This is a genomic window from Pseudomonas sp. Q12-87, from assembly GCF_001269755.1.
In the GTDB taxonomy this organism is placed as follows: domain Bacteria; phylum Pseudomonadota; class Gammaproteobacteria; order Pseudomonadales; family Pseudomonadaceae; genus Aquipseudomonas; species Aquipseudomonas fluorescens_S.
Map to the genome: position 1 here is coordinate 329268 of NZ_LHVI01000019.1, position 25790 is coordinate 355057.

The following is a 25790-nucleotide window of genomic DNA, read 5'->3' on the forward strand; positions in this document are numbered from 1 at the left end:
CTCGCCACGGGGCATGCCGCTTGGTTGATTCCTGCGGATGACGCGACACACAGAAAAAAAACGAACCCCCGAGGCTTTTTCCGGTTCTTAAGCTATGTCCCGTCATGAAGGGGCAGCAGGCGGGGCTACGGTCTTGCCCACCATATACCGCGATCAGAGGAGGCGACATGCCCAACTCCTTGTCCTCGCCCTGGTGGAAAAATGCCGTGATCTACCAGGTCTACCCACGTTCGTTTGCCGATGCCAATGGCGACGGTGTCGGCGATCTGCCCGGCTTGACCGCGCATCTGGATCACCTTCAACGCCTGGGCATCGACGCCCTGTGGCTGTCGCCGGTGTACCGCTCGCCCATGTGCGACGCTGGCTATGACATCTGCGACTACACCGATGTCGACCCATTGTTCGGCACACTGGCCGACCTGGACAACCTTATCGAACAAGCCCACCAGCGCGGTCTCAAGGTGCTGCTGGATTTCGTCCCCAATCACACTTCGGACCAGCATCCGTGGTTCATCGAGTCGCGCTCCAGCCGCGACAACCCCAAGCGTGACTGGTACATCTGGCGCGACCAGCCGAACAACTGGCGAGCCTCGATCAACGGCGGCAGCACCTGGACCTGGGACGACACCAGCCAGCAGTATTACTTGCATTTTTTCCTCCCGCAGCAGCCTGACCTGAACTGGCGCAACCCCGAAGTCGTCGCCGCCATGCAACAGGTGCTGCACTTTTGGCTGGAACGCGGGGTGGACGGATTCCGCATTGACGTGGTGCATTGTGTGGGCAAAGACCCAAATTTCGCCGACGACCCGCGCTGCATGGCCGGCGAACCCATGGTCAAGATCAACGATCAGCCTTATAGCCACGAGGTGCTGCGCGGCCTGCGCCGATTGGTGGACAGTTATCCAGGCGACCGGGTGCTGATCGGCGAGGTGAACATCCGCTCGACAGCGCAGGTCGCCGCCTACTACGGGGCCAGCGACGAGCTGCACATGTCGTTCAATTTCCCGCCCTTGGATGCGCCATGGGACCCGGTGATTTTCCGCTTGTGCGTGCGTGAGGTGGAGAATGACCTGGGGCCGTTGCAGGCCTGGCCGACCTGGGTGCTGTCCAATCATGACAACAGCCGCCATCGCAGCCGCTATGGTGGCTCGCTGCGTCGAGCCCGGGCCGCAGCAGTGATGCTGCTGACGCTACGCGGCACGCCGTTCATTTATCAGGGCGAGGAGCTGGGCCTGGAAGATACCCAGGTCAGCGCCCAGACCCGCGTCGATCCCGGCGGCAGGGACGGCAGCCGCGCACCGTTGCCGTGGTTAGCCCAGGCACCCCATGGCTGGGGCGGGCAGGCACCGTGGCTGCCATTTCCCCCTGACGCGGGGGCTTTGTCGGTGGAAGCCCAAGAGCAGTCCGCCGATTCCACGTTGGCGCTGTACCGCCAGTTGCTCGCATGCCGCCGCGACAGCCCGGCGCTGCGCCTGGGAGCTTGGGAGGAGCTGGCGTCGCACCCGCAAGTCCTCGCGTATCGCCGTCACTGTGAAGGTGACGAGAGATTGGTCTGCATTAACTTCGCCGACAGCGAACACACCTTTCCCCTGGCCGAGCCTTGGCGGGTTGAACTTGCCAGCGATGGGCAAGGCGAAGGCCAGCCGTTCAGTGGCCGGCTGGCTGCTGAACAGGCGCTGGTGTTGTGCCGGTAAGGAGAGATCGATGAAAGCCAATTGGCATCGAAATACCCTGATCTATCAAATCGACCCGTCATTGTTCCATGACAGCAACGGCGATGGCCGGGGCGATCTCAAGGGCATCATCCAGCGCCTCGATTACTTGCAATCGCTGGGGGTGGGTGCGCTCTGGTTGATGCCGTTGTACCGTTCGCCCTTCAAGGACGCGGGGTATGACGTCAGCGATTTCCTCGCGTTGGACCCACGCTTTGGTAGCGAAGAAGACCTGAGGCAATTGATCGTCCAGGCCCGGGAGCGCGGCATACGGGTGATCATGGAACTGGTGGTGCAGCACACTTCTGACCAGCACCCGTGGTTCCAGCGCGCACGACGCGACAGAAACAGCCCCTACCGCGATTACTACCTGTGGTCCGACACCCCCGTAGACGACGGCAACCAGCCGATTTTCCCGTCAGTGGAAGAGAGCATCTGGCAATGGGACGAGGAGGCCGGCCAGTACTATCGGCATTTGTTCTATCGTCATGAGCCCGACCTGAACCTGGCGAACCCGCGCGTGGTGGAGGCCATTGAGCGGGTCATGGTGCACTGGCTGGAATTGGGCATCGCCGGTTTTCGCCTTGACGCCGCTTCCCATCTGGTCGAGCAGGCCGGCGGTGGCGATGAAGAGCAGGGTGTCTGGGTGCTGGACAGGTTCTTCAAATGCCTGACCCGCGTCAACCCGGAGGGCGTGTTGATGGGCGAAGTGGACGTTGAACCGGAGCGCTACCGGCATTATTTTGGCGACGGCGAGCGCCTGGGGCTGGTGCTGGATTTCTGGGTCAATAACCATTTGTTCCTGGCGCTGGCCCGTGGCGAGGCCGAGCCATTGCAACGCGCCATCAAGCGCCGGCCGGCCCCGCCAGACGGCGCCAACTACGCGGTGTGGCTGCGCAACCATGACGAGCTGGACCTGGAACGCTTGACCGAGCAGGAACGGGAGGAGGTCATGCAGGCCTTCGCCCCGGACGAAAACATGCGCCTGTATGGCCGTGGTATTCGTCGACGGCTGGCGCCGATGCTTGAGGGCGATGTGCGTCGTCAGGCGCTGGCCGAGGCACTGCTGCTTTCGCTGCCAGGCACGCCCATCGTGCGCTATGGCGAGGAAATCGGCATGGGCGACGACCTGGCCCTGCCCGAACGCCTGTCAGTACGCACGCCGATGCAATGGTCCGCCGAGGCCAATGCCGGATTCTCCTCGGCCCAACGCCTGGCAGCACCGCTAATCGATAAAGGGCCGTTCGCCTACACCCACCTGCACGTCGCCGTTCAAGAGGATGATCCCGACTCGCTGCTGGCTCGCACACGGCATTTGCTGAGGGCGCGTGGCTGGCTTCCTGAAATCGGCGACGGGCGCGCCGAATTGCTGGTGGCGGATCATCCGGCGGTGTTTGCGATTGCCCATATAGGCGAGGCCACATCGCTGATGTTCGCCAATCTCAGTGGCGAAGCCGTTACGGTGCAGCTTGAAGCGCCGGACCTTGCAGGGTTCGACGAGATTGTCTCGGACGGCCACTATGAAGCCGCGCAAGACTCGCGCCTGGCCTTGCACGGCTACGGCTATCGTTGGTTCAGGCGCAAGACTTCAGAACAATAGCAACACCACCGCCACCAGCCCGCCGGTTGCCAGCAGCAGCGCCGACACTTGGGTGGAGCTGAGCGCCAGCGCGGCATTGCGCGAGCGTCCGCTGAAGCGTCCGCGAGTGCGATGCACCGGCACTTCGGGAGAAAACAGGTTGTCTGGCCGTTGTCCGTCGTCTGGCTCATCGGTCATCTGGCCAGAACAGGCACCGCGAGCCAGCATTCGGTCGAGCAGCCCGGGCATCAGGCATGTGCCGACAATCGCCTTGAGCGATGCGGCACCCAGCCACAATTCCCTGGGTGTGCGCCGCACCACACTGAAAATGGCCCGCGCGGCCACGTCCGGGTCGTGAATGGGCGGCACCGGTTGAGGGCGTTTGCCGAGTTTGTTGCGGGCCCAGTCGAACTGCGGTGTGTTGATCGCTGGCAACTGCACCATGCACACCCGGATGTCGCTGTGCTGATGCAGCAGTTCGCAGCGCAGCGAGTCGGTAAAACCGCGTACCGCGAACTTGGCCCCGCAATACGCCGCTTGCAAGGGAATGGCCCGATAGGCGAGGGCGGAACCGACCTGGATAATCACGCCACGATTGCGCGGCATCATCAACTCCAGCGCCGCCAGCGTGCCGTGGACGGTGCCCAGGTAAGTCACCGACGTGACCCTGTGGATTTCCTCGGCGGCCAGTCGATGGACCGGTGAAAACACCGTGACCATGGCGCAGTTGATCCATACCGTCACCGGCCCCAGCGTCTCTTCGATTTTTTGCGCCGCTTCCAATACCGCCTCGGCATCGGCCACGTCCACGCTGGCGGCCAGTGTTGCAACGCCGTGCACGCTCAGTTCTTCTTCTGTAGCAGCCAACGCCTGCTCATCCCGGGCCAGCAGGCCGACCCGGTAACCGGCGGCGGCAAACCGGTGTGCGGTCGCACGACCGACGCCGGCGGTCGCACCACAAATGACGACAACAGGTTGGGTTCGCATATCCATCGTGTTGGTTCCACTCATAGCTGCTGCCGATCCCTCCAGAGTGCTTATTCACCGAATGTCGGCGGGTAACGGTTGCTTATAAAGTGTGAAATTCGGCGTGGATGATGGTTCACAATTTTGCTGGCGCGGTGGCTGCACCGTTGCACTTTTATGAAGCTTGTAGCGTTGGCTCGCACCACTGGAAGGCAAGAGTCGGTGCGCTTGGAGTTGCTGCAAGCGGGCGAGTCTTGTCGCTGGTTGGACGGGCGCTTTCGCGGGCAAGCCCGCTCCCACAGGGGATTATGGGTGTTGCGAGGGTGCGGGGTAGGACGAGGTGTGAGCGTTGGCACGCTCGCTGCAAGAGGGTGTTCAGGCCCACCGTGAATACAATCGAGTGGGCACCCCCGTCGGTCAACGAAGATCGAGCGCCAGCAGGCCGGGACAACGGTAGATCGCAGCGCAGTCGCTGGGTCGATACCGCACAGAACAGGCAAAGACGCCTGGAACCGCAAGGTTTCAGGCGTCTTTTTTTTTGCTTTCAAAAATCGTGATGGGCTTTTGTCGGGTGCTTTTTATGAATTCCAACGTTGCTTCTCTGAACAAGCTGCAAACGCTGATCGTGATCGGCAATGGCATGGTCGGCCATCACTGCGTCGAGCAATTGATCGAGCGCGGTGCCCTCAATCATTACCACCTGCATGTGTTCAGCGAAGAGCCGATGCGTGCCTATGACCGCGTGCATCTGTCCGAGTATTTCTCGGGGCGCGATGCCGAATCCCTGGCCCTCGGTGAAGCTTCGCTGTACCAGACGCCCGGTGTCGCGCTGCACCTGGGCGTGCCGGTGTTGGAAATCGATCGCCAGGCCCGTCAGGTCGTCACCGCCGGCGAGCGCATCAGCTACGACAAGCTGGTGCTCGCCACCGGTTCCTACCCGTTCGTGCCACCCATCGAAGGTGCCGAAGGGGATTGCTGCCTGGTCTATCGCACCCTGGAAGACCTGGACGCGATCCGTGCCGCCGCCACCAACGCCCGCCGTGGCGTGGTGGTCGGTGGTGGCCTGCTGGGCCTCGAAGCGGCCAACGCCCTCAAGTCCCTGGGCCTGGAAGCCCATGTGGTTGAGTTCGCCCCACGGCTGATGCCCGTGCAACTGGACGAGCAGGGCGGCCTGGCGCTCAAGGCGCGCATCGAGAAGCTCGGTGTCGGCGTGCACTTGTCCAAGGGCACCCGGTCCATCTGCGCCGGTGAGCAGTACCGCTATCGGATGAATTTCGGCGAAGAGGATTTCCTCGAAACCGACCTCATCGTGTTCTCCGCCGGTATCCGCGCCCAGGACGCCCTGGCTCGCCAGAGTGACCTGCAGATTGGTCCGCGCGGCGGCGTCGTGATCGATGATCATTGCCAGAGCAGCGACCCGGACATCTACGCCATCGGTGAATGCGCGGCCTGGAACGGCAGCATCTTCGGCCTGGTCGCTCCCGGCTACCAGATGGCCCGCAACGTTGCGGCGCGCCTGTGCGGCGAACCCGGCGAAGCCTTCACCGGCGCGGACATGTCCACCAAGCTCAAATTGCTCGGCGTCGACGTGGGTTCCATCGGCGATGCCCATGGCAACACACCAGGGTCGCGCAGTTTCCAGTTCATCGATGGCACCAGCGCCAGCTACCGGCGACTGGTGGTGGACGCCGATGGCAAGCGCGTAATCGGCGCGGTGCTGGTGGGCGACAACAGCTACTACGACACGTTGCTGCAATACATGCAGAACGGCATCGCCTTGCCCAAGGACGCGGCCAGCCTGATCCTGCCATCGTCCGAAGGCGCCCCGACACTCGGCCCGGCGGCGCTGCCCGAAGCAGCCACCATTTGTTCATGCCACAACGTCACCAAGGGCTCGATCTGCTCGGCCATCGACGGTGGCTGCACCGACCTGGGCCAACTCAAGTGCGACACCAAGGCCGGCACCGGTTGCGGTGGTTGCGCCGCGCTGGTCAAGCAGGTATTCGAGCATGAACTGATCGCCCGCGGCGTCAGCGTCGACAAGAGCCTGTGCGAACACTTCGCCTACACCCGCCAGGAGCTGTACGCCCTGGTGCGGGTGGAAGGCATCATCAGTTTTGACGAACTGCTGGCCAAGCACGGCCGCGGCCACACCGGTTGCGACCTGTGCAAACCGGCGGTGGGCTCGATCCTGGCGTCGTGCTGGAACCAGCCGATCATGGACCCATCCCTGGTGCCGTTGCAGGACACCAACGACACGTTCATGGCGAACATGCAGAAAAACGGCACCTATTCGGTGGTGCCGCGCATCGCCGGCGGGGAAATCACCGCCGACAAACTCATCGCCATCGGCGTGGTTGCGAAGAAATACGACCTCTACACCAAGATCACCGGCGGTCAGCGCATCGACCTGTTCGGTGCCCAGTTGCACCAGTTGCCCGACATCTGGGCCGAGCTGATCGAAGCCGGTTTCGAAACGGGCCATGCCTACGGCAAATCCACCCGCACGGTGAAATCCTGCGTGGGCAGCACCTGGTGCCGCTACGGCGTGCAGGACAGCGTGCAAATGGCCCTCACTCTCGAAGACCGCTACAAAGGCCTGCGCTCGCCGCACAAGCTCAAGTTTGCGGTGTCCGGTTGCACCCGCGAGTGCGCCGAGGCCCAGAGCAAGGACGTCGGCGTGATCGCCACCGAGAAGGGCTGGAACCTGTACGTCGCCGGCAACGGTGGCATGCGCCCACGTCACGCCGAGTTGTTCGCCACTGACTTGGATGACGCGACGCTGATCCGCTACATCGACCGCTTCCTGATGTTCTACATCCGCACCGCTGACAAGCTGCAGCGCACCTCGGTCTGGCGCGAGAGCCTGGAGGGCGGCCTGGATTACCTCAAGGACGTGATCCTCCACGACAGCCTCGGCCTGGGCGTCGAGCTCGAAGCCCAAATGCAACTGGTGGTCGACCGCTACGAATGCGAATGGGCGAACGCCCTCAAGGACCCGGAAAAACTCAAGCGCTTCCGTACGTTCGTCAATGACAAGCGCAGCGATCCGGACGTCCATTTCGTCCGCGAACGTGGCCAGCGCCGGCCGGTTCACGCCGGCGAACTTCACCTGATTCCTGTCACCGAGGAGGTGCTCTGATGAGCCAGTCAAACGTCGTTCGTATCCCCACCCGTTCTGAGGCCCCGCAACCGGTCCAATGGCGAGCCCTGTGCAGCCGCGAGGACCTGGTGCCGAACTCCGGCGTGGTGGCCTGGCACGAGGGCGCCCAGGTGGCGTTGCTGTACCTGCCCGAGCATCAGGACAAGCCGATCTACGCCATCGACAACCGCGATCCGAAGTCAGGGGCGAATGTGATCGGTCGCGGATTGCTGGGCAGCATCAAGGGCGACCTGGTGATTGCCTCGCCCATGTACAAACAGCATTTTCGCCTGGAAGACGGCCATTGCCTGGAATACCCGGAACAGCGCCTGCGGGTATGGCCGGTGCGCTTGAATGGCGACGTGGTCGAGATCGGCGAAGACTGATCTGTTTTATGTGGCGAGGGCGCTTGCTCCCGCTCGGGTGCGCAGCGCCCGCAAGATCCTGGGGCCGCTGCGCAGCCCAGCGGGAGCAAGCTCCGTCGCCACATAGGGTTCTCAAGCGAAAGTATCAGCAGGCTGTTAGGGGATATGCCATGAAAACCGCCGCTCAACTGGTGAAACTCAAAAGTGTGCAGAACCAGCAGGTCCACAGCATCGCACCCGAGCAGACGGTGCTCGAAGCGTTGCAAATCATGGCCGAGAAGAATGTTGGCGCACTGCCGGTGATCGAGAATGGTCAGGTCGTGGGCGTGTTCAGCGAGCGGGACTACGCACGCAAAATGGTGCTGCAAGGTCGCTCATCCGTGGGGACGCCGGTGCGCACCATCATGAGTGCGCCGGTGATCACCGCCGACAGCCAGCAGAGCATCGATCGCTGCATGGAAGTCATGACCGACAGCCACCTGCGGCACTTGCCGGTGCTGGATAACGGACAGTTGATTGGCCTTTTGTCCATTGGTGATCTGGTCAAGGAAGCGATTGTCGAACAGGCGGACTTGATCCGGCAGTTGGAGCATTACATCCGCGGGCATTGAGTCCGCCTCTTCAAATCAGAGCGGCTCTTGTGGCTAGGGAGCTTGCATGCCAGCCATTGACACAACCTGTCTGTTGCGATTGATGTGCGGCGCCGGGAAGGATCAGGCGTCGCGAAACAGGTCGTGGGCGTCCAACAACCGCCAGGCGATTTCAGGGCGTTTCTCCAGGCCACGCCGAATGGCGGCCGGAATCGACTGGCGTATCTTGCGGCACAGGCCGGGTTGCTGCTGGAACTCGATGGCGATGCCACGCATGGTCCGGACTTCGTTGTAACCGGGCTCGATGCGCAGCCGCACGCCCAGGTTCTCGTATAGCCGCTGTTGCAGACGCTCGAGCTCGTCAAGGCTCTGGATGTTTTCCAGCCGTTCGAGCAGGCGTTTTTCTTCCTGGCGGTTCAGGCAAAGGATGCGCAAGTCGCTGCCTGGCGTTTGCAGTAACTCGTCACGCCCGCAATCGCAGACGCCGGGCGGGCAGGGGGGACGGATCGGGATCGACGCGGTCATGGGCTCCACAGGTCTGCAACAAGACACACCGCCTTTTGCGCAAGGGCGACCCAGGCAATGTGATGCCTGCCGGCGCGATGGTCAACCCTCTCCCCGGGCTGCTCTGCCACTGGGTATCGACCGTTCGTCCGTCTACCGGTCAATCCAAGCAAATTTTTCATGCCCAAGCGGCCTCACCTAGGAGAGGCGTGTCGTGGCTCGCTCCGTCACCGACACGACGGCAAACCGCCAAATGATAAGGAGAGCGAAAAAGATGCAACCCCAACCGTCTACCTTGCCGTTGCTTGAAGAGCTGCTAATGGCCCGAGGCCCGGGCGATCAGGAAAACGAGGTCCGTGGAGTTTGCCTGCGAGAACTCAAGCCCCACTGCGATGAAGCCTGGGTCGACCCGGCCGGCAATGTGATCGGCCTGATCAAGGGAACCGCCAAGGCCAGTGGAAACCCTGAACCCGTGAGGATCATGGCGCACCTGGACGAGATCGCCATGCTGGTCAAACAGATCGACCCGGATGGTACGCTGCGAGTGGTGGCCCTGGGCGGGGCGAATCCGATCAACTTCGGCGTCTGCCCGGTGGATATTCTCGGCGATCAGGATTTCATTCCCGGCGTGTTGTCGTTCGGCTCGATGCACAGCACCGGCGAAACCCACCAGGGTTCGGATGTGCTGTCGGGAAATGTCACTTGGCAGGACGTGCATATCATCACCCGCTGTTCCCCAGAAGAATTGCAAGCCCATGGGGTAAGACCCGGTACGCGGGTGGTGTTGAGCCAACATTGGCGCCGACCGTTTCGGGTTCGTGATGCAATCGCCGCGCATTTCCTCGACGACCGCGCGCCCATGGTCGCGTCCTTGCAGGCGGCACGATCGTTGGCCGAGCGCCGCGCCGAACTGGCGGGTGACGTCTATTTCGTGTTCACCACCCAGGAAGAGGAATCCAATGCTGGAGCGCGCTACGCCGCCAGCCACTTGCCCGGCGATATCACGGTGGCGGTTGAGGTAGGTCCGGTGATGGCGGAATACGGTACAACCCTGAGCGTCGACCCCATCATCAATTCCGGAGACAAGAACGGCTGTTACCACCGTTACGTTGTCGATCAGCTGTACAAGGCGGGCAAGCGTTGTGGGTTGTCGCCGCAATTCGCACTGCTGGTGGATTTTGCCAGCGATGCCAGCGCGATCATGAGCAGTGGTATTTCCGCGCAAGGCGGTTGCATCGCGATTCCGACGGAAAATACCCACGGCTATGAGCTGATCCTGGACGGCAGTATCGAGGCCTGCGCGGCGTCGCTGTTGGAATTCCTGCTCAACAGAACCCCAGGCTAGCCCTGCGGGAATGCTGAAGCTGGGAGCTGGGAGCGGGGTTGCCCGCTCCCAGCAAGGTCTGCGTTACAAGCCCAGCTCGGACAAGCCGGGATGATCATCAGGCCGACGTCCCAGCGGCCAGCGGAACTTGCGCTCGCTTTCCTTGATCGGCAGGTCGTTGATGCAGGCATAGCGGTTGAACATCAGGCCGTTTTCGTCGAACTCCCAATTCTCGTTGCCATAAGAGCGGAACCAGTTGCCCGAATCATCGTGCCATTCGTAGGCATAGCGCACGGCGATGCGGTTGTCAGTGAAGGCCCACAGTTCCTTGATCAGCCGATAATCCAGTTCCTTGGCCCATTTGCGCGTCAGGAAGGCCTTGGCTTCTTCGCGGCTACTGGCAAATTCGGCACGGTTGCGCCATTGGGTGTCGAGCGTGTAGGCCAGCGAAACTTTTTGCGGGTCGCGAGAGTTCCAGCCATCTTCGGCCAGGCGAACTTTCTCGATGGCCGTTTCACGGGTGAAGGGCGGCAGGGGCGGGCGAACTTCAGAAGAAGACGACATGGCGGATCTCCAGTGAGTGGTAGACGAATTGCACAGCGGTTCAACGGGTCAGGCTTGTTGCGAATCCATGGGCAATAACGTTTTCAGCATGTCCCGGGCATCGTCGGCCGCGCTGTGGTCGCCCATGACCAGCGCCACGGTGATGGCGCCATCAATCAGGATCAGCAACTGCCGGGCCAGCGCCTCCGGGTTCTCGATACCTTGATCGATGCACAGCCGGGTGACGTATTCGAGCAACTTCTGTTTGTGCAGCTTCGCCACTTGGCGGACCGGATCCTGCGGGTCGCCGGTTTCGCCGCTGGTGTTGATAAATGCACAGCCGCGAAAGCCTTCGCTGTCGAACCAACCCTTGAGCACGGTGAACAGGTTGAGCAGCCGGGCGGCGGGGTTCGGCGCCTTGTCGACCTCGGTGCTGAACCAGAGCATCCAGCGCTCGTCGCGTCGCTTCAGTGCGGCCACGACCAAGTCGTCCTTGTTGGTGAAGTAGCGGTAGATACTTTTCCTGGAGACGCCGGCGGTTTTCACCAGAAGGTCCATGCCGGTGGCGGCGATGCCACTTTTATAGATCAACTTTTCGGCGACATCGAGGATGATGTCTCGTGTTTCGTTGCCAGTGATTTCGTTCATGACGCAACAGTAGAACGATCGTTCTTCTTGGTCAAATCTTTTTTCATGACGACGGGAAGACCCAGCCCCATCCATGGTGTAAGCTCATCCGTTCTTCGGAATCGACCTTATTGCGAGCCCTATGCCGTCGCTTTTCAAACGCTCCCTGCTGCCCAAGCTGCGCAGCTTTGCACTGACCGCCGATGCGGTGACCATCCTCGATGGCGCTGCCCAATTCCGCCATTGCCTGTTGGAAAAAATCGCCCAGGCTACCCAGCGCATCTATATCGTCGCCCTGTACCTGCAACAGGACGAGGCCGGCCAGGAAATCCTCGATGCCCTGCACGCTGCCAAGGCTGCGCGTCCGGAACTGGACGTGGTCGTGGTCGTAGACTGGTTGCGGGCCCAGCGCGGGCTGATCGGCGCCAAGAAGCAGCCGGGCAACTCGGCCTGGTACCAGGAGCAGACGCGCACCCATGCCAGCGAAGTGCCGATCTATGGCGTACCGGTGCAGACCCGTGAGCTGTTCGGCGTGCTGCATCTCAAGGGTTTCGTGATCGACGACTGCGTGCTGTACAGCGGCGCCAGCCTGAATAACGTTTACCTGCACAAGTTCGACAAGTACCGCTACGACCGTTATCACCTGCTGCAGAACACGGCGTTGGCCGACTCGATGCAGCATCTGGTTCAGCACGGTCTGGTGGCGTCCAAGGCGGTGCATCGCCTGGACCTGCCGAACCTGCCCAGCACTCGCAGCCTGCGCAAGGACATCGGCGATCTGCGCAGCCGCCTTAAATATGCGGCCTACGACACCACGGCCGGCAGCCTCGACAAGAGCGGGCTGACGGTGAGTCCGTTGCTCGGCGTGGGCAAGAACAACCCGCTCAGTAAGGTGATCGGCGAATTGATCGCCAGCAGTCGTCGGCAGTTGACCATCTGCACGCCGTACTTCAACCTGCCCCTGGCCGTGACCCGGGAGATCAATCGCGCCCTGGCCCGAGGCGTCAAGATCGACATCATTGTCGGCGACAAGACGGCCAACGATTTCTTCATCCCGCCGAGCGAGCCGTTCAAGATCATCGCGGCGCTGCCCTATCTCTACGAAATCAGCCTGCGACGCTTCGCCAAACGCCACCAGCGCTACATCGACAGCGGCCAGTTGAACCTGCACCTGTGGCGTGACGGCGATAACACGTATCACCTGAAAGGCATGTGGGTCGACGAGCGCTATACCTTGTTGACCGGCAACAACCTCAATCCGCGGGCGTTTCGCCTGGACCTGGAAAATGCCCTGTTGCTGGACGATCCCAAGGGTGAGCTGCTTGCGCCACGCCAGCTTGAACTTGAGCAGATCTATCACCATACCCGCCGGATCGAACGGTATCTGGACCTCGAAACGTTGCCGGATTACCCGGCGGCGGTGGCCAAGTTCCTGAAACGGGTCAGCCGCGTGCGGATCGAGCGGCTGCTTTATCGAATCCTGTGAACGCCCGCGCCGTGTCGCAGAAGGACACCATTTCCATCCAGCTGGTGCGTGAAGCGCTGCTGCAAAGTTGCCCTTCTGGAGCGGCTACCGACGAGGTGCTGCGCGCAGTGGGCATCGATCCTGCGCTGCTCGGCGATGCCCAGGCGCGGGTGCCAGCCCATGCCTACGCGCGGCTCTGGCGTTTGCTGGCCCGGCGCCTGGATGATGAATTCTTCGGCATGGACCCGCGCAAGCTCAAGTCCGGCAGCCTGGCGTTTCTCTGTCAAAGCGCCATGGCCCAGCCCACGTTGGCGGCCGGCTTGACGGCGGGGCTGGCGTTTCTCTCATTGATGCTCGAACGCCTGCCGGCCCAGTGGGTTCGCCAGCAAAGCCTGGCGGAAATCGTCCTGTTGGAAGACGATCAAGAGCCACGTCGTGCCTTTACCTACTTCACCTACTGGATGATCGTCCATGGCGTGGCCTGCTGGCTCGCTGGGCGGCGCATTCCTATTCTTGCCATCGAACTGCGCTGCCCGGCGCCGGATTTCTGCGACGACTACCGGGTGATGTTCTCCCAGAACCTGCGCTTTGACCGGCCCCGTACCCGGATGATTCTCGCCGCCGAGTGCCTGGACTTGCCCATCCGGCGCAACGCGGATGAACTCAAGCGTTTCCTCGCCCAGGCCCCGGCCAATATCCTGGTCAAGTACCGCAACCCGCAAAGCCTCGCCAGCCGCATTCGCCACGACCTGCGGCAGTTGCCGGCCGAGCAGTGGCCGGAAACCGAAGCCCTGGCCCAGCAATTATGCGTTTCGGCGTCCACCTTGCGCCGACGCCTGGCGGAGGAGGGCCAGACCTACCAGGCCCTCAAGGACAGCGTGCGCAAGGACCTGGCCATCACCTGGCTGGCCGAACCCTCCATCAGCTTTGTCGAAATCGCCGCGCGCCTGGGCTTCGCCGATGCCAGCTCCTTCTACAAGGCGTTCCGCAAATGGTCGGGGTCCAACCCGGGGCATTACCGGAGCCTGATTCTCAACGATTCTGCCTGACCTATCGGTAGGTCTCAGACCTTCGCCCCACAAGGGGCCTTGCGTAGGCACGCTCATAAAACTGTCATTTTTCTTTGATACAAGCCTGTGCAGGCCCGGATAAACCGAGCCATTGAGCAGGGTAGTGTATGCAAGTGACCGTTTTGGGATGCGTATGAGGGTACTGGTCACCGGCGCTGCCGGCTTCATCGGCTTTCATACGGCCAGGCGGCTGTGCGGCGAGGGCCATCAGGTCATCGGCATCGACAACCTCAACAGCTACTACAGCGTCGAACTGAAGCAGGCACGACTGGCGCTGTTGGCCGAATGCCGAAATTTCCAGTTCCACTTGGTCGATATTGCAGACAAACCAGCGCTGCTGGACCTGTTCGCCAAACACGCCTTCGAGCACGTCATCCATCTGGCGGCCCAGGCCGGTGTGCGTTACTCCATCGATCATCCCGATGCCTATGGGCAAAGCAACCTGTTGGGTTTTCTCAACGTATTGGAAGCCTGCCGTGCCCATAAGCCGGCGCATCTGATGTTTGCCTCGAGCAGTTCGGTGTACGGATCGAACGAACGCCTGCCATATGCCACGACAGACCCGGTGGATCGGCCAGTGTCCTTCTACGCGGCGACCAAACGGGCGAATGAACTGATGGCCCATACGTACGCTCACCTGTACGGCATTCCCACCACCGGCCTGCGCTTTTTTACGGTGTATGGGCCTTGGGGACGGCCCGACATGGCGCTGTTCAAATTCACCGATGCCATCCTCAACGGTCGCCCCATCGACATCTATAACGACGGTGCGATGTCCCGGGACTTCACTTACATAGACGACATCGTCGAGGCCCTCGTGCGATTGATTCCGCTGCCGCCGAGCGATCAAGCCGGGGCACCCAACAAGATCTACAACATCGGATTCGGCGCGCCGGTGAGGCTTCTGCAATTCGTCGAGTGCATCGAAGCGGCACTGGGTATCCGGGCGATGAAGCATTTCCTGCCGTTGCAGCCGGGCGATGTAATCGACACCTGGGCGGACACCCGGGAGTTGGACGCGCGCGTGGGGTTTCGCCCACAGGTCGCGGTGCCCACCGGCGTGCAGTCGTTTGTCGAGTGGTACCGCAACTATTACGGCGTCTAACCCTTCGTTCCTCGTTCCCCTGGAGTGTCATGCACCAAGCCCCTTACGTGTCGGTCCTGATTCCGGCAAAAAATGAAGCTGGCAACCTCATTCCACTTCTGGAAGAAGTGCGCACCGCAATGGCCGACGAGGCCTTCGAAGTGATTGTGGTCGACGACGGCAGCACCGACGGCACCGCCGCCGAGTTACGAACCTTGCAAGACAGCGGCTATCGGCAGTTGCGAGTGCTCCGCCATGCCCGATCCCTCGGCCAGAGCACATCGATCCACCACGCCGCTGAAGCGGCGCGCGGGCACTGGCTGGCCACCCTCGACGGTGATGGGCAGAACGATCCGGCCGATCTGCCCAGGATGCTGGACCTGGTGCGCGGTACGGAAGGCGAACCGGCCGGCGTCAAGTTGGTGGCCGGGCATAGAGTCAACCGCCGGGACACGGCGAGCAAGCGCTGGGCATCGCGATTTGCGAACAAGCTGCGCGCCAGTCTGCTGAAGGACCAGACGCCCGATACCGGTTGCGGGATCAAACTGATCGAGCGCGAGGCGTTCTTGCGCCTGCCGTATTTCGATCACATGCACCGTTTTATCCCCGCGCTGATCCGCCGGCACAACGGTCGGATGCTGGTTCAACCGGTGAACCACCGCGAGCGCGGGGCCGGGGTTTCGAACTATGGAAACCTTGACCGGGCCTTGGTGGGCATACTCGATCTATTCGGGGTGTGGTGGCTGATAAAGCGCACTCGCCTGGACGTCAACGCTCAGGAAACCGAGGTCTGAGATGGGCAGAGAATCTTTGTGGCTGGCCGTTGGCTTTGGTGGTCAATTGGCGTTCACCGGGCGTTTTGCCCTGCAATGGCTCTATAGCGAATACAAGAAACGCAGCATGATCCCGGTGGGATTCTGGTACCTGAGCATCGTCGGCAGCGCGCTGTTGCTGGCTTACGCCATCTACCGAGAAGACCCGGTGTTCATTGTCGGCCAGTCGTTCGGCTTCGTTGTGTATCTGCGCAACCTGCAATTGATCGCCAAGCATCACGCCCGTGAAGGCGGCGGACTGGATGAGAAGGGCTGAGACGGTGCGGATACGATTATCTTCCTCGCGGCTGGAGCTGTGGGTGCTTGTAGCGCTGGCGACGATCCTGGTTGGCGCCGGCCTCGGCTGGCGCCAGCCGCTGAATGTCGACGAGGAGCGCTTTCTCGGCGTCGCCCTGGAAATGCTGCAGAACGGCGCGTGGTTCATTCCCCATCGTGCCGGTGAAATCTATGCGGACAAACCGCCGCTGTTCATGTGGGCGGTGGCGCTGTTCGTGCAGTTGACCCACCTGCCCAAAGTCGCCCTGTATCTGCCTGCGCTGCTCGCAAGCGCCGTGACCACGGCGTGCCTGTATGACTTGGGCCGGCGCTTGTGGGGCCGGCGCGTGGGGGTGATCGCGGCGCTGCTGTTCCTGGCCACGTACCAGACCTACAGCATCTTGCGCACCGGGCAGATCGATGGGTTCCTCGCGCTCTGGACGATCCTGGGTATCTACGGCTTGTGCCGGCACCTGTTGCTCGGCCCGGCCTGGCGCTGGTACTACGTTGCCTGCGCGGCGATGGGGTTCGGGATCATCAGCAAGGGCGTGGGTTTCCTGCCAGCGCTGATGCTGATTCCCTACGCCTATGCGGTGCGCAAAGGCTGGCGCGGCGTCGTGCCCATGCCGGGCAAGGCGCGGGCCTGGTGGCTGGGGCTGGCCGTGGCGCTGGCGGCGGTTGCCCTCTGGCTTGGGCCTCTGCTGGTGATCGTGGGGCAGGGCGGCCCCGATAGCCTGGCCTACGCCCAGGAAATCCTGCTCAAGCAGACCGCCGGCCGTTATGCCAGCGCCTGGGAACATCGCGAACCTTTCTGGTATTTTTTCGTCCACGTGATCCCGAAGTACTGGCTGCCGATGGTGTTCATGCTGCCCTGGCTGGTACCGGCCTGGCGCAAGCAATTGCTCAAGCACGACGGTCGAGTGTTGGTGCTGCTCGGTTGGGTGGTGCTGGTGCTGCTGTTCTTCAGCCTGAGCAGCGGCAAGCGCAAGCTGTACATCTTTCCTGCGCTGCCTGCGTTGATCCTGCTGGTGGCGCCTCTGGTGCCGTGGGTGCTGCGGCGCTGGTTCGGCCGGCATCCAAGGGGCAGGGTGGCATTTTCCGTGCTGGCGTCGGTGTGGTTATGCGCCTGGTTCGTGCGCGGCTTCATCGAGCCGCACGAGGAAGGCATCAACCCCCACGAAACCCTGATGCACGACGTCGCGGGGCTGACGGCAAATGCCCAGTTGGTGCTTGTGGGATGGCGTGAGGGCCATTGGTTGTTCGCCCAGCAACCTATCGTGCATTTTGGCTTTTACAGCCACCAAGCCCTGGAACAGTCCGCCGTATGGCTTCGCAGTCATCCGCAGGACTACGCCTTGGTGCCCGGGCACGATCTGGCACGCTGCTACGACCCGCAAAAAGCCCGCCGGGTCGGCAATACCTCCAGAGCCGAATGGTTCCTGGTGGGGGCTGATGCGGACAACCGCAACTGCCTGTCGCCTGCGCCAGAGAAAGTCTATTCATTCGCATGGGCGCATCCTTTGTAGCGTCTGGACCACTACCCCGTGGCGAGGGAGCTTGCTCCCGCTGGGCTGCGAAGCGGCCCCAGAGCAATTTGCCTGATACACCGGGTTGTCAGGTTTTGGGGCCGCTTCGCGCCCCAGCGGGAGCAAGCTCCCTCGCCACAAGGACTGGATAGACAACCCATCACCCAAACCATGGCCAAACCAGTCAAGCAACTTGATGGCTTTGACCATTGCCGCCAGCGCCCTTCGGCGCGAGTATTTCCCTGTTATCTACGGTTCCCCCACCAATAAAAAGTACAGAGGGATGCTGGTCATGCGCGATTATTCGTCCGCCACTTCGCAATTCGATTACCTGCACACCGTCAATGCCGCGTTGCACGGCTCGCTCGAGGCGCTCAACGCCTGCGTCGAGTGCTGCGACCGGCACGCCTTGCCGGGGCGAATTGCATTGTTCTGGGAAGGCCGTGACGGCAGCGAGGCAACCTGGACCTACCGTGACCTGCAGGACAATGCCGCGCGTTTTGCCAATTTCCTCCTGGCCCAGGGCGTAGGCAAGGGCGACAGAGTCGCCGGCCTGTTGCCGCGCACCGCTGAACTGTTGATCGTGGTATTGGCCACCTGGCGCATCGGGGCGGTGTATCAGCCCTTGTTCACCGCATTCGGGCCCAAGGCCATCGAACATCGCCTGGGCAGCTCAGGTGCGCGCATTGTCGTCACCGACGCCGTCAACCGTCCGAAACTCAGCGAAGTCGCCGCTTGCCCTACCGTGGTCACGGTTGGCGGCGCGAAAGGTCAGGGCATCGTGCGTGGCGACTACAGCTTCTGGGCCGAAGTGGCGAACCATTCCAACCAGTGCGAGCCGGTGATGCTCACGGGTGAAGACCCCTTCCTGATGATGTTCACGTCCGGCACCACCGGACCGGCCAAGGCGCTGTCGGTGCCGCTCAAGGCCATCGTCGCGTTCCAGAGCTACACCCGCGATGCCGTCGACCTGCGTCCGGAGGATGCTTTCTGGAACGTCGCCGACCCGGGCTGGGCCTACGGTATCTATTTTGGCGTGACCGGACCGTTGGCGATGGGGCATCCGATCACCTTTTACGATGGTCCGTTTACCCTGGAAAGCACCTGCCGGGTGATCAACAAATACGGCATTACCAACCTGACCGGCTCGCCCACGGCTTATCGCCTGCTGATCGCCGGCGGCGAGCAATTCGCCCGGTCGATCAAGGGCAAGCTGCGCATCGTCAGCAGCGCCGGCGAGCCGCTGAACCCGGAGGTGATCCGCTGGTTCGCCGACAACCTCAACGTGGTGATTCACGATCATTACGGCCAGACCGAACTGGGCATGGTGCTGTGCAACCACCATGGCCTGGAGCACCCGGTGCACCTCGGTGCGGCTGGTTTCGCCTCGCCAGGTCACCGGATCGTGGTGCTGGACGAACATCACCAGGAGCTAGGCGTCGGCCAGCCGGGCATCCTTGCGGTGGACCGCAGCCGGTCGCCGATGTGCTGGTTCGCCGGCTATGAGGGTGGACCGACCAAGTCTTTCGTCGGTGATTACTACCTCAGTGGTGACACCGTGGAGTTCAACCCCGACGGCAGCATCAGCTTCGTAGGGCGCAGCGACGACGTCATTACCACGTCGGGCTATCGTGTCGGCCCGTTCGACGTTGAAAGTGCGCTGATCGAGCACCCGGCGGTGGTCGAGGCCGCGGTTATTGGCAAGCCTGATCCGGAGCGTACCGAGGTGGTCAAGGCTTTCGTGGTGCTCAGTGGCCAATACCGCGCCGCGCCGGAGCTGGCCGAAGAACTGCGCCAGCACGTGCGCAAGCGCCTGGCGGCCCATGCCTATCCCCGCGAAATCGAATTTGTCAGCGACTTGCCGAAAACCCCCAGCGGCAAGTTGCAGCGCTTTATCTTGCGCAACCAGGAAATCGCCAAAGCTCAAGAGGCGGCGGCGCAGAACGCTTCAGCTTGAACCCAAGGAAACCATGATGCAGATCGACAATAAGATTTTCCTCGTCAGTGGCGGCGCGTCCGGCCTCGGTGCGGCCACTGGCGAGATGCTGGTCAAGGCCGGCGCCAAGGTGATGCTGGTGGACCTCAACGCTGACGCCGTCGCCGCCCAGGCGCAGAAACTTGGCTGCCACAGCGTGGTCGCGGATATCAGTAACGAGGCGGCGGCAGAAGCGGCGGTCAAGGCCACGGTCGAGGCCTTTGGTGGCCTCAACGGCCTGGTGAACTGCGCCGGTATCGTGCGCGGCGAGAAAATCCTCGGCAAGAATGGCCCGCACGCCCTGGCCAGCTTCACTCAGGTGATCAACGTCAACCTGATCGGCAGCTTCAACCTGCTGCGCCTGGCGGCTGCGGCCATTGCCGAAACCGAGGCTGACAGCGACGGCGAGCGCGGGGTGATCATCAACACCGCGTCGGTGGCTGCGTTCGACGGCCAGATCGGCCAGGCGGCTTATGCGGCGTCCAAAGGCGCCATTGCCAGCCTGACGCTGCCGGCGGCCCGGGAGCTGGCTCGCTTCGGCATTCGCGTGATGACCATCGCCCCGGGCATTTTCGAAACTCCGATGATGGCCGGCATGACGCCCGAAGTCCGCGACTCCCTGGCGGCCGGTGTGCCGTTCCCGCCGCGCCTGGGCAAACCCGCCGAGTACGCGGCGCTGGCCAGGCATATCATTGAAAACAGCATGCTCAATGGCGAGGTGATCCGTCTCGACGGTGCCTTGCGCATGGCGGCCAAGTAGGAGAGATAGTCATGTCCAACGATCCGATTGTTATCGTCAGCGCTGTCCGCACCCCCATGGGTGGTTTCCAGGGCGAATTGAAAAGCCTCAGCGCCCCGCAACTGGGCTCCGCCGCTATCAAGGCAGCCGTGGAACGAGCCGGCCTCGCACCCGATGCGGTGGAAGAAGTGCTGTTCGGCTGTGTGCTTGCCGCCGGCCAGGGCCAGGCACCCGCGCGCCAGGCTGCGCTGGGAGCCGGCCTCGACAAGTCGACCCGCTGCACCACCCTCAACAAGATGTGCGGTTCGGGCATGGAAGCGGCGATTCTCGCCCATGACATGCTCATTGCCGGCAGCGCCGACGTCATCGTGGCGGGCGGCATGGAAAGCATGTCCAACGCCCCCTATCTGCTCGATCGTGCCCGTAGCGGCTTGCGCATGGGCCACGGCAAGGTGCTCGACCACATGTTCCTTGACGGTCTGGAGGACGCCTACGACAAGGGCCGCCTGATGGGCACCTTCGCTGAGGATTGCGCCGAGGCCAACGGTTATAGCCGCGAGGCCCAGGATGCCTTCGCGATTGCTTCCACCACCCGCGCCCAACAGGCCATCAAGGATGGCGGTTTCGAGGCCGAGATCGTGCCGTTGCAGGTGATGGTCGGCAAGGAGCAAGTGACCGTGCGCCACGACGAACAACCGCCCAAGGCGCGAATCGACAAGATCGCCTCGCTCAAGCCGGCGTTCCGTGACGGCGGCACCGTGACCGCGGCCAACTCCAGCTCCATTTCCGACGGCGCCGCCGCGCTGGTGCTGATGCGCCAGAGCCAGGCTGCCGAACGTGGCTTGAAGCCCTTGGCGGTGATTCACGGCCACGCAGCTTTTGCCGACGCTCCGGGCCTGTTCCCGACCGCACCGATTGGCGCTGTCAAGAAACTGATGCGCAAGACCGGCTGGTCGTTGGATGAAGTCGATCTGTTTGAAATCAACGAAGCCTTTGCCGTGGTGGGTCTGGTGACCATGGACAAGCTTGGAGTGGCCCACGACAAAGTCAACGTCCACGGTGGTGCATGCGCACTGGGTCATCCAATCGGCGCATCCGGGGCGCGAATCCTGGTAACGCTGCTCTCGGCCTTGCGTCAGAAAGGCCTCAAGCGCGGCGTTGCAGCGATTTGCATCGGCGGCGGCGAAGCCACGGCGATGGCCGTCGAATGCCTGTATTAAGGAATCACCATGCTCCCGACTGAAGAACAGACTCAAATCAGCGACGCGGCCCGGCAATTTGCCCAGGAACGCCTGAAGCCGTTTTCCGCCGAATGGGACCGCGAGCACCGCTTCCCGAAAGAAGCCATCGCCGAGATGGCCGAGCTGGGTTTCTTTGGCATGCTCGTGCCGGAGCAGTGGGGCGGTTGCGACACCGGCTACCTGGCCTACGCCATGGCGCTGGAAGAAATCGCCGCAGGCGACGGCGCGTGCTCGACGATCATGAGCGTGCACAATTCGGTGGGCTGCGTACCGATCCTCAAGTTCGGCAGTGACGAGCAAAAGGCTCGGTTCCTCACGCCGTTGGCCAGCGGCACGATGCTCGGTGCCTTTGCCCTGACCGAGCCACAAGCGGGTTCGGATGCCAGCAGCCTCAAGACCCGGGCGCGACTGGAGGGGGATCACTATGTGCTCAACGGCTGCAAACAGTTCATCACCTCCGGGCAAAACGCCGGCGTGGTGATTGTGTTTGCGGTGACTGATCCAAGCGCGGGCAAGCGCGGCATCACGGCGTTCATCGTGCCGACCGATTCGCCGGGCTATACCGTGGCGCGGGTCGAGGACAAGCTTGGCCAGCACGCTTCCGACACTTGCCAGATTCTCTTCGAGGACGTGAAGGTGCCGGTGGCCAATCGCTTGGGCGAGGAGGGCGAGGGCTACAGGATCGCCCTGGCGAACCTGGAAGGCGGGCGCGTGGGGATCGCGGCGCAGTCGGTGGGCATGGCCCGCGCTGCGTTCGAGGCCGCCCGCGACTATGCCCGCGAACGGGACAGTTTCGGCAAGCCGATCATCGAGCATCAGGCCGTGGCGTTCCGTCTGGCGGACATGGCGACGCAGATCGCCGTGGCCCGGCAAATGGTGCACTACGCCGCCGCCCTGCGGGACAACGGCCAGCCTGCGCTGGTGGAGGCGTCGATGGCCAAGCTGTTCGCCTCGGAAATGGCGGAAAAAGTCTGCTCCATGGCGTTGCAAACCCTGGGCGGCTACGGTTACCTCAACGACTTCCCGCTGGAGCGCATCTACCGCGACGTGCGGGTCTGCCAGATCTACGAAGGCACGAGCGACATTCAGCGCATGGTCATTTCGCGCAATCTTTGAACAGGAGTCCTGCATGAGCTACGAAACGATTTTATTGGAGATCAAGGACCGCGTCGGCCTGATCACCCTCAACCGTCCCCAGGCCTTGAATGCCCTGAACGCGCAGATCGTCAGCGAGCTGAACCAGGCGCTGGACCTTCTGGAAGCGGATCCGAAGATTGGCTGCATCGTGCTCACCGGCTCGAAGAAAGCCTTTGCCGCCGGCGCCGACATTAAGGAAATGGCCGACCTGACCTATCCGCAGATCTATCTTGATGACCTGTTCAGCGACAGCGATCGCGTGGCCAACCGCCGCAAGCCGATCATCGCGGCGGTGAACGGCTTTGCCTTGGGCGGCGGCTGCGAGCTGGCCTTGATGTGCGACTTCATCCTGGCCGGCGACACCGCCAAGTTCGGCCAGCCGGAAGTCAACCTCGGTGTGCTGCCAGGCATGGGCGGGACGCAGCGCCTGACTCGGGCGGTAGGCAAGGCCAAGGCCATGGAAATGTGCCTGACCGGGCGCTTCATCGATGCAGTGGAAGCCGAGCGCTGCGGTATCGTGGCGCGGATCGTACCGGCTGACGAGCTGTTGGACGACGCGCTGAAAACCGCCGCGTTGATCGCTTCCAAGTCCGTGCCTATCAGCATGATGGTCAAGGAAAGCGTCAACCGCGCCTTTGAAGTGAGCCTGTCCGAAGGCGTGCGTTTCGAGCGCCGAGTCTTCCATGCGGCGTTTGCGACGCAGGATCAGAAGGAAGGCATGGCAGCATTCGTGGCAAAGCGCCCGGCAGAGTTCCAGGACAAGTAAGCGGCGTTTTTACCGCCGCTTTCGCGAGCAAGCCCGCTCCCACAATGGATCGCGGGTGTACGCAGCATTTGCATACACCACTGGACCCTGTAGGAGCGGGTTTACCCGCGAAGGCGGCGGCACATTCACCATCACGTCAAGCTGACCCACCGCTTTCGCGAGCAAGCCCGCTCCCACAATGGATCGCGGGTGTACGCAGCATTTGCATACACCACTGGACCCTGTGGGAGCGGGTTTACCCGCGAAGGCGTCGGTACATCCACCATCACTTCAAGCTGACCCACCGTTTTCGCGAGCAAGCCCGCTCCCACAGTGGATCGCTGTTGTACGCAGCATTTGCATACACCACGGGACCCTGTGGGAGCGGGTTTACCCGCGAAGGCGTCGGCACATCCACCATCACTTCAAGCTGACCCACCGCTTTCGCGAGCAAGCTCGCTCCCACAGTGGATCGCTGGTGTACGCGGCATTTGCGTAAGGCACTGGACCCTGTGGGAGTGGGTTTACCCGCGAAGGCGTCGGCACATCCACCATCACTTCAAGCTGACCCACCGCTTTCGCGAGCAAGCCCGCTCCCACAGTGGATCGCGGGTGTACGCAGCATTTGCATACACCACTGGACCCTGTGGGAGCGGGTTTACCCGCGAAGACGGCGGCACATTCACCATCACTTCAAGCTGACCCACCGCTTTCGCGAGCAAGCCCGCTCCCACAGTGGATCGCTGGTGTACGCAGCATTTGCATACACCACTGGACCCTGTGGGAGCGGGTTTACCCGCGAAGGCGGCACATCCACCATCACTTCAAGCTGACCCACCGCTTTCGCGAGCAAGCCCGCTCCCACAATGGATCGCGGGTGTACGCAGCATTTGCATATACCACTGGACCCTGGGGAGCGGGTTTACCCGCGAAGGCGGCGGCACATCCACCATCACTTCAAGCTGACCCACCGCTTTCGCGAGCAAGCCCGCTCCCACAGTGGATCGCGGGTGTACGCAGCATTTGCATACACCACGGGACCCTGTGGGAGTGGGTTTACCCGCGAAGGCGTCGGCACATCCACCGTCACTTCAAGCTGACCCACCGTTTTCGCGAGCAAGCCCGCTCCCACAGGGGCCAATGGTGTACGCGGCATTTGCATACGGCACTGAACCAATGTGGGAGCGAGCCTGCTCGCGATGCTTTTCCAGCCATCAAACCAGGTAGTGCTTCAACTCGCGGGCGATGACCATCCGCTGGATTTCGCTCGAGCCTTCGTAGATCTGGGTGATTCGCGCATCCCGGTAGTAACGTTCCACCGGATAGTCTTCTAGATACCCATACCCACCATGGATCTGTATGGCCGAGGAGCAGACTTTCTCAGCCATTTCCGAGGCGAACAGCTTGGCCTGGGAGGCTTCTGACAGGCAGGGTTTGCCGGCGCTGCGCAAACGGGCGGCGTGGAGGATGAGCAGGCGGGTGGCGTTCAGGCGGGTGTGCATGTCGGCCAGCAGGTTGGCGATGCTCTGGTGTTCGATGATCGGTTTATCGAACTGCACCCGGTCTCGCGCGTAAGCCAGCGCTGCTTCGAACGCGGCCCGGGCGATGCCCAGGGCTTGGGCGGCGATGCCGATACGGCCGCCTTCCAGGTTGGAAAGGGCGATGGCCAGGCCTTTGCCCCGCGCGCCCAACAGATTTGCCTCGGGGATGCTGCAGTTATTCAAGGTGACGGCGCAGGTGTCCGAGGCACGGATGCCCATCTTGTGTTCGGTGCGATCAACGATGAAACCGGGGGTATCGGTGGGCACCAGAAACGCCGAGATGCCTTTTTTGCCCAGCTCCGGGTCCGTCACGGCAAACACAATCGCCAGTTTCGCGCGCTTGCCGTTACTGACGAACTGCTTGGCGCCGTTGATGACCCATTGACCATCCCGCAGCTCGGCCCGGGTGCGCAGGTTATGGGCCTCGGAGCCGGCCTGGGGCTCGGTCAGGCAGAAGCAGCCGATGGCTTGGCCACTAGCGAGTTCGGCCAACCAGGTCTGTTTTTGCTCATCGGTACCGAAATTCAGCACAGGGCCGCAACCCACCGAGTTGTGGATGCTCATCAACGCCCCGGTGGCGCCATCGCCGGCGGAGATTTCCTCCACCGCCAAGGCGTAGGCCACGTAATCGACATAAGTACCCCCCCATTCTTCCGGCACCACCATCCCCAACAGGCCCAGCTCGCCCATCTTCGCCACCAGGCCGTCATCGATCCAGCCAGCTTTTTCCCAGGCTTGGGCATGGGGGGCGATTTCGCCACGGGCGAAGTCCCGGGCCATGTCGCGGATCATCACTTGTTCTTCGGTCAGTTCGAGGTCGTGCATGA

General features: G+C 62.3%; 22 protein-coding genes. 17 read left to right on the forward strand and 5 right to left on the reverse strand.

Annotated features, from left to right (window positions below; translation table 11 throughout):
- The first annotated feature begins 167 nt into the window (after positions 1 to 167).
- Entirely contained in the window at positions 168 to 1694 is a 1527-nt protein-coding gene (locus AD663_RS13345) for an alpha-amylase family glycosyl hydrolase (RefSeq protein WP_003181645.1), read from the forward strand.
- A gap of 10 nt (positions 1695 to 1704) precedes the next feature.
- Positions 1705 to 3312, forward strand: a complete 1608-nt coding sequence (locus AD663_RS13350; RefSeq protein ID WP_053213898.1) for an alpha-amylase family protein — start codon at positions 1705 to 1707, stop codon at positions 3310 to 3312.
- On the opposite strand, the gene AD663_RS13355 is transcribed toward AD663_RS13350, so the two are convergent.
- Positions 3301 to 4284 (reverse strand): SDR family oxidoreductase, encoded by a 984-nt coding sequence (locus AD663_RS13355; protein WP_033046013.1) that lies wholly within the window; start codon positions 4282 to 4284, stop codon positions 3301 to 3303. The genes AD663_RS13350 and AD663_RS13355 overlap by 12 nt on opposite strands.
- 553 nt (positions 4285 to 4837) lie before the next feature.
- Here AD663_RS13355 and nirB point away from each other — a divergent pair.
- The 3 genes from nirB to AD663_RS13370 all read left to right on the forward strand — a co-directional run bounded on the left by nirB (position 4838) and on the right by AD663_RS13370 (position 8375).
- Positions 4838 to 7399: a nitrite reductase large subunit NirB gene (nirB, locus tag AD663_RS13360; RefSeq protein ID WP_053213899.1), complete on the forward strand. Its 2562-nt coding sequence runs from the start codon at positions 4838 to 4840 to the stop codon at positions 7397 to 7399.
- Positions 7399 to 7785 carry a nitrite reductase small subunit NirD gene (gene nirD, locus AD663_RS13365; protein ID WP_053213900.1) on the forward strand — a complete coding sequence of 129 codons (387 nt, stop codon included), beginning with the start codon at positions 7399 to 7401 and terminating at the stop codon, positions 7783 to 7785. Before nirB ends, nirD begins: the two co-directional genes overlap by 1 nt.
- A 149-nt stretch (positions 7786 to 7934) precedes the next feature.
- Positions 7935 to 8375, forward strand: a complete 441-nt coding sequence (locus AD663_RS13370) for a CBS domain-containing protein (protein WP_003181654.1) — start codon at positions 7935 to 7937, stop codon at positions 8373 to 8375.
- Between the two features lie 102 nt (positions 8376 to 8477).
- Here AD663_RS13370 and AD663_RS13375 read toward each other — a convergent pair whose 3' ends face one another.
- Positions 8478 to 8879, reverse strand: coding sequence for a hypothetical protein (locus AD663_RS13375; RefSeq protein WP_003181656.1), 402 nt, complete (start codon positions 8877 to 8879; stop codon positions 8478 to 8480).
- A gap of 253 nt (positions 8880 to 9132) precedes the next feature.
- Between AD663_RS13375 and AD663_RS13380 the strand changes: the two genes are divergently transcribed.
- Complete coding sequence (locus AD663_RS13380; RefSeq protein WP_003181658.1) at positions 9133 to 10203, forward strand: M42 family metallopeptidase; 1071 nt, start codon at positions 9133 to 9135, stop codon at positions 10201 to 10203.
- Positions 10204 to 10266: 63 nt separating this feature from the next.
- Here AD663_RS13380 and AD663_RS13385 read toward each other — a convergent pair whose 3' ends face one another.
- Both AD663_RS13385 and AD663_RS13390 read right to left on the reverse strand, forming a co-directional pair.
- The gene (locus AD663_RS13385) at positions 10267 to 10746 is read right to left on the reverse strand and encodes a nuclear transport factor 2 family protein (RefSeq protein ID WP_053213901.1); all 480 of its coding nucleotides are present in this window, start codon (positions 10744 to 10746) and stop codon (positions 10267 to 10269) included.
- A 48-nt stretch (positions 10747 to 10794) separates the two neighbouring features.
- Positions 10795 to 11373, reverse strand: coding sequence for a TetR/AcrR family transcriptional regulator (locus AD663_RS13390; protein WP_003181662.1), 579 nt, complete (start codon positions 11371 to 11373; stop codon positions 10795 to 10797).
- 121 nt (positions 11374 to 11494) lie between these two features.
- Here AD663_RS13390 and pssA point away from each other — a divergent pair, with 121 nt between their 5' ends.
- The 11 genes from pssA (at position 11495) to AD663_RS13445 (ending at position 23443) form a co-directional block, all read left to right on the forward strand.
- Positions 11495 to 12838 (forward strand): CDP-diacylglycerol--serine O-phosphatidyltransferase, encoded by a 1344-nt coding sequence (gene pssA / locus AD663_RS13395; protein WP_003181664.1) that lies wholly within the window; start codon positions 11495 to 11497, stop codon positions 12836 to 12838.
- 11 nt (positions 12839 to 12849) lie between these two features.
- Positions 12850 to 13866 carry an AraC family transcriptional regulator gene (locus AD663_RS13400; protein WP_003181666.1) on the forward strand — a complete coding sequence of 339 codons (1017 nt, stop codon included), beginning with the start codon at positions 12850 to 12852 and terminating at the stop codon, positions 13864 to 13866.
- Positions 13867 to 14020: 154 nt separating this feature from the next.
- A complete protein-coding gene (locus AD663_RS13405; RefSeq protein WP_053213933.1) occupies positions 14021 to 14992 on the forward strand; it encodes an NAD-dependent epimerase in 972 nt (323 codons plus the stop codon).
- A gap of 29 nt (positions 14993 to 15021) precedes the next feature.
- Complete coding sequence (locus tag AD663_RS13410) at positions 15022 to 15765, forward strand: glycosyltransferase family 2 protein (RefSeq protein ID WP_003181669.1); 744 nt, start codon at positions 15022 to 15024, stop codon at positions 15763 to 15765.
- A 1-nt stretch (position 15766) separates the two neighbouring features.
- Positions 15767 to 16060: a lipid-A-disaccharide synthase N-terminal domain-containing protein gene (locus AD663_RS13415; protein WP_003181672.1), complete on the forward strand. Its 294-nt coding sequence runs from the start codon at positions 15767 to 15769 to the stop codon at positions 16058 to 16060.
- A complete protein-coding gene (locus AD663_RS13420; protein ID WP_053213902.1) occupies positions 16047 to 17585 on the forward strand; it encodes a glycosyltransferase family 39 protein in 1539 nt (512 codons plus the stop codon). Before AD663_RS13415 ends, AD663_RS13420 begins: the two co-directional genes overlap by 14 nt.
- Positions 17586 to 17877: 292 nt before the next feature.
- Positions 17878 to 19542, forward strand: a complete 1665-nt coding sequence (locus AD663_RS13425) for an AMP-binding protein (protein WP_053213934.1) — start codon at positions 17878 to 17880, stop codon at positions 19540 to 19542.
- Positions 19543 to 19558: 16 nt separating this feature from the next.
- Entirely contained in the window at positions 19559 to 20320 is a 762-nt protein-coding gene (locus AD663_RS13430; protein ID WP_003181677.1) for an SDR family NAD(P)-dependent oxidoreductase, read from the forward strand.
- 11 nt (positions 20321 to 20331) lie between these two features.
- Positions 20332 to 21519 carry an acetyl-CoA C-acyltransferase gene (locus tag AD663_RS13435; protein ID WP_003181679.1) on the forward strand — a complete coding sequence of 396 codons (1188 nt, stop codon included), beginning with the start codon at positions 20332 to 20334 and terminating at the stop codon, positions 21517 to 21519.
- Between the two features lie 9 nt (positions 21520 to 21528).
- Entirely contained in the window at positions 21529 to 22656 is a 1128-nt protein-coding gene (locus tag AD663_RS13440; protein WP_003181682.1) for an acyl-CoA dehydrogenase, read from the forward strand.
- Positions 22657 to 22669: 13 nt separating this feature from the next.
- Positions 22670 to 23443 (forward strand): enoyl-CoA hydratase, encoded by a 774-nt coding sequence (locus tag AD663_RS13445; protein WP_053213903.1) that lies wholly within the window; start codon positions 22670 to 22672, stop codon positions 23441 to 23443.
- Between the two features lie 1193 nt (positions 23444 to 24636).
- Here AD663_RS13445 and AD663_RS13450 read toward each other — a convergent pair.
- Positions 24637 to 25788: an acyl-CoA dehydrogenase family protein gene (locus tag AD663_RS13450; RefSeq protein WP_053213904.1), complete on the reverse strand. Its 1152-nt coding sequence runs from the start codon at positions 25786 to 25788 to the stop codon at positions 24637 to 24639.
- Positions 25789 to 25790: the final 2 nt, after the last annotated feature.